Here is a 3725-nt window from a genome sequence, read left to right as displayed (position 1 = left end):
CAAATTGTCAATGCATTGCAAACAATCGTAGCACGAAATGTCGATCCAATCGAATCAGCCGTCGTGACTGTCGGTAAACTTCATGCAGGAACAGCACTCAATGTGATTGCGGATACAGCAAACTTTGAGTTTGCAACTTCAAATTGAATCTGATTTGGACGATTTAATGTTGCCCTATAAATTCGATATTTCTTTGTTCGATAAAATTAGTAATCAAGAATTTTTGGATCACATCAAAAGAGTTGGTTTAGAATTTTACAGTAAAGAAGATATTTATACTTCAACCTAAAGCAATTTTGTCTTTTCCTAAAGCACCTTTGAAATAGGTGCTTTAGATAGAAATTTATTAACCTTTTGGGGTCATTACCTTTATTTCTCCTTCCTCTTCAAAATTAATACCGTCCTATTAGTATTGTATACCTGAAGGTAGTTTTCCCCTTCCTCTTCTATGCTATGATGAATCACATCAGGCTTTACACGGTCAAAACCTCCAAATACTGCATCATCTGAGTTGAGTACGATATGATATTCCCCTGCCTCAGGCACCCAGAAACGATAGTCGAAGATAGAGTTGGTAGGGTGAAAGTTGAATATGAAAATAAGTCCTGCTCTCTCAAAAATGATGGTTTTATTAGTGGCATCCATATTGAGTTGTCGGGCAGGAGCAGCAGCAAGTACTTGATATTTGGATATTAAATCTATCATAGCCTGATCAAAATCACTCAGGTAATGGTATTTCAACTCCTTATTGTCTACCAGGCTCCACTGTCTACGGGCGTATTTGTAGCTCCACTCATTTCCTTCTCTGGGAAAGTCTATCCATTCTGGATGACCAAATTCATTTCCTATAAAATTGAGATAAGCCTCTCCACCAAGAGCCATGGTGAAAATTCTAATCATCTTGTGAAGTGCTATTCCTCTGTCGATGATCATGTTCTGACTTGACTTGCTCATATGCCAGTACATTTCCTTGTCCATGAGCCAAAATGCAATGGTCTTATCGCCTACTATGGCCTGGTCGTGGCTTTCGGCATATGCTATTGTGCCTTCCTTATACCTACGGTTGACCATGGTACTCCACATTTCAAAGATATCCCAGTCTTCATCTCTTTTTTCTTTGAGGTATTTGATCCAAAAATCCGGAATACCCATACCCAGCCGGAAGTCAAATCCCATTCCACCTTCCTGAATTTTTCTACAAAGCCCGGGCATACCACTCATATCTTCTGCTATGCTGATGGCCTCAGCTTTAGTTTCTTTTACTACCTCATTGGCCATCTGAAGATATAAAATGGCATCATGATCCACTTGGTGAACAAAGTATTTGTCATAATGATCAAAACCTGTATTGCCATGATGAAAGTAGAGCATAGAGGTAATACCATCAAAGCGATAGCCATCAAAGTGGAACTCCTCCAGCCAATACCGGACATTGGAAAGAAGAAAACGCTGTACTTCTGGTTTGGAATAATCGAAAAGCAGAGAATCCCACTGAGGATGTATGCCCTTGCCTCCAGCATGAAAGTACTGGTATTCTGTACCATCAAAATGATTGAGGCCTTCCGCTATATTTTTCACAGCGTGGGAGTGAACGATATCCATGATGACCGCCATTCCCATTTCATGGGTTTTATTAACCATGTATTTCAGGTCTTCAGGACTGCCAAACCTGCTGCTAGGCGCAAAAAAATTAGAAACGTGGTAGCCAAAAGAGCCATAATAAGGATGCTCCATCACAGCCATCAACTGCACACAATTGTAGCCCAAGGCTTTAATTCTCGGCAATACCTGATCAGCAAATTCTCTGTAAGATCCTATGCCTTCTTTTTCTTGAGCCATGCCCACATGAGCCTCATAAATGATGGGATTACTTGCGATCTTTTTTGCTGAAAACCCACTATCAGACCATTTGAAAGATTGCGTAGGCGCATGTATCTGACCACTGAAATCATAGCTTGTAGGATCTTGTACAGCATAGCGAATGAAGGCAGGAATCCTGTCTAGAGTACGATTTGCTGCTTTTACTCTTACCTTTACCCTTTGCCCATGCAGTAGAGGCTGTTCACTACTGTCAGCGATAAAAATCTCCCATCGACCAAACTCTTTTTTTTCTAAGGAATGGTTTTCTCCATTCCAATCATTGAAATCACCGATGAGTTGCAGGCTTTCAGCACTAGGTGCCCACTCTCGGTACCACCAACCCTTTTTCTGCTTGTCATAATGAAATCCCATCTCCTTGTGCCAGGAAGAGTAGCTTTTCAAGCTGCCAAAATGTTTCTCAACCCAATTCAGATGGTCTTTGAAATAAGCTATTCTATGATTGATATGATTGATATATGGCTCCAGCCAGGGATCGTCTTTGACAAGTTGAGGTGTTTTCATGCCTTTTTTTAATGCTCAATGCTAAATATAAGGTATTGAATTGGGGTTTTCAATGAATATTTTAGACAAACCTTTTAATTCCTGATGGGCTAAAAAGAAAAATCGATTGCAATGATAGTTGCAATCGATATAGCTTGTTACAGCAATTTTCACTTAAAATTAAATTGTTTGGATAGCTCACCTCAAAATAGCAAAGTGAATTCCTAAATAGCTGTTGCTTAAGTTGAATGCTTGTTCCCTATTTAAAATCATCCAATGATTAATCCTAAAGCTAGTAGAAGTTGTGAATTTGCCGATTTTTTGTAAAGTTCCGATTCCGGTAAATAAACCGAACTGCGAACTCCTTAAATCAAAAGCATCACTTTCTGAGCTTGTGGTATTAGGGTTAATAGTACCAAATGTGCTTTCAGCATAATGCCTAGTTGAAGAATTAATTAAAAAGTTAAAGTTGGCACCTGCAGTTAAATAAAGGTTTGACCTACCAGAAGTAATTCTATAATTGGTACTTATTGGTATCGTCAAATACTGGATACGGATTTCAGTTTCACTAGTGACGCGCAGAGAAGGTGGAATTAAATACTCGGTAAAACCTTCAAATTGAAAGGCAGAATATTCTAGTCCTGTTTGGATAAACAATTTGTCATTTTGTTTAGGGTTCATGTATTGGACTATGATCCCGAAATTATAGCCCATATCTCTGTATGGGTAATTCAAATGCCTATTTGCTGTTTCTACATTTTTCTTGTGGATTCTTCCTTGCCCGAGGCTTGCTGTCAAACCAAAGCTGAAGCGATGAAATTCTTTTTCATCCTTTGGTACTTGATAATACTCTCCTGAACATTTATTGTATTCGATCACCAAATCGGTGATCTCTTTTTCATTCAGTTTGAATTTGCTCAATTTTTCATCACTGATTTTCAAGCAATCATTCATAAGGAAAACTAAAACTCCTTTCCAGATAGTTTTAGGCCTGAGAAACTCCTGATTGTTAACAAGAAGAGTGTCGAATTCTGCCTTTATTTCCCTAATCTGATCACCTGTTTTTTGCAGAAAAAATCTATCATAATCTCTAAATAGATTGATTTTTCTAATCACCAAAGCTTCCACAAATTGATCATCTATAATTCCAGATATTAACAATTTATCTCCAACAAACCTGAAACCTTTGATGTCAGTAGAGGAATAGGTTGTTCTATTATTGTCTTTAAAGAAAACACATTCATTGTATGTGTTTTTTCAGTTTGATAGGCAATTTTACCATAAATAGTGTCTGAAGCATGGGTAATAATATATCCGTCTCTAAAGTCAAGCTGAGCAGTTGCTAATAACGGTGAGAAAAAAAG

3 protein-coding genes are annotated in these 3725 nt (G+C 38.1%); all 3 read right to left on the bottom strand.

Translation table 11 applies throughout. The features are described from left to right. Positions 1-369 precede the first annotated feature (369 nt). Positions 370-2382, bottom strand: a complete 2013-nt coding sequence (locus tag CSQ79_RS26765) for an alpha amylase C-terminal domain-containing protein (protein WP_099704145.1) — start codon at positions 2380-2382, stop codon at positions 370-372. A 177-nt stretch (positions 2383-2559) separates the two neighbouring features. Further along, entirely contained in the window at positions 2560-3522 is a 963-nt protein-coding gene (locus CSQ79_RS26760; RefSeq protein ID WP_099704144.1) for an outer membrane beta-barrel protein, read from the bottom strand. Next, the coding region (locus CSQ79_RS28545) for a hypothetical protein (RefSeq protein ID WP_289501594.1) at positions 3516-3725 on the bottom strand (210 nt) is incomplete at its 5' end. The genes CSQ79_RS28545 and CSQ79_RS26760, both read right to left, overlap by 7 nt.

The sequence above is a fragment of the Gloeocapsopsis sp. IPPAS B-1203 genome (genome assembly GCF_002749975.1).
Taxonomy (GTDB): Bacteria; Cyanobacteriota; Cyanobacteriia; order Cyanobacteriales; family Chroococcidiopsidaceae; genus Gloeocapsopsis.
This window is presented reverse-complemented; position numbering and strand designations above follow the sequence as displayed.

Coding starts and splice junctions, on each gene's coding strand:
- CSQ79_RS26765 (WP_099704145.1), bottom strand. CDS start 2,382: ATGAAAACACCTCAACTTGTCAAAGACGATCCCTGGCTGGAGCCATAT.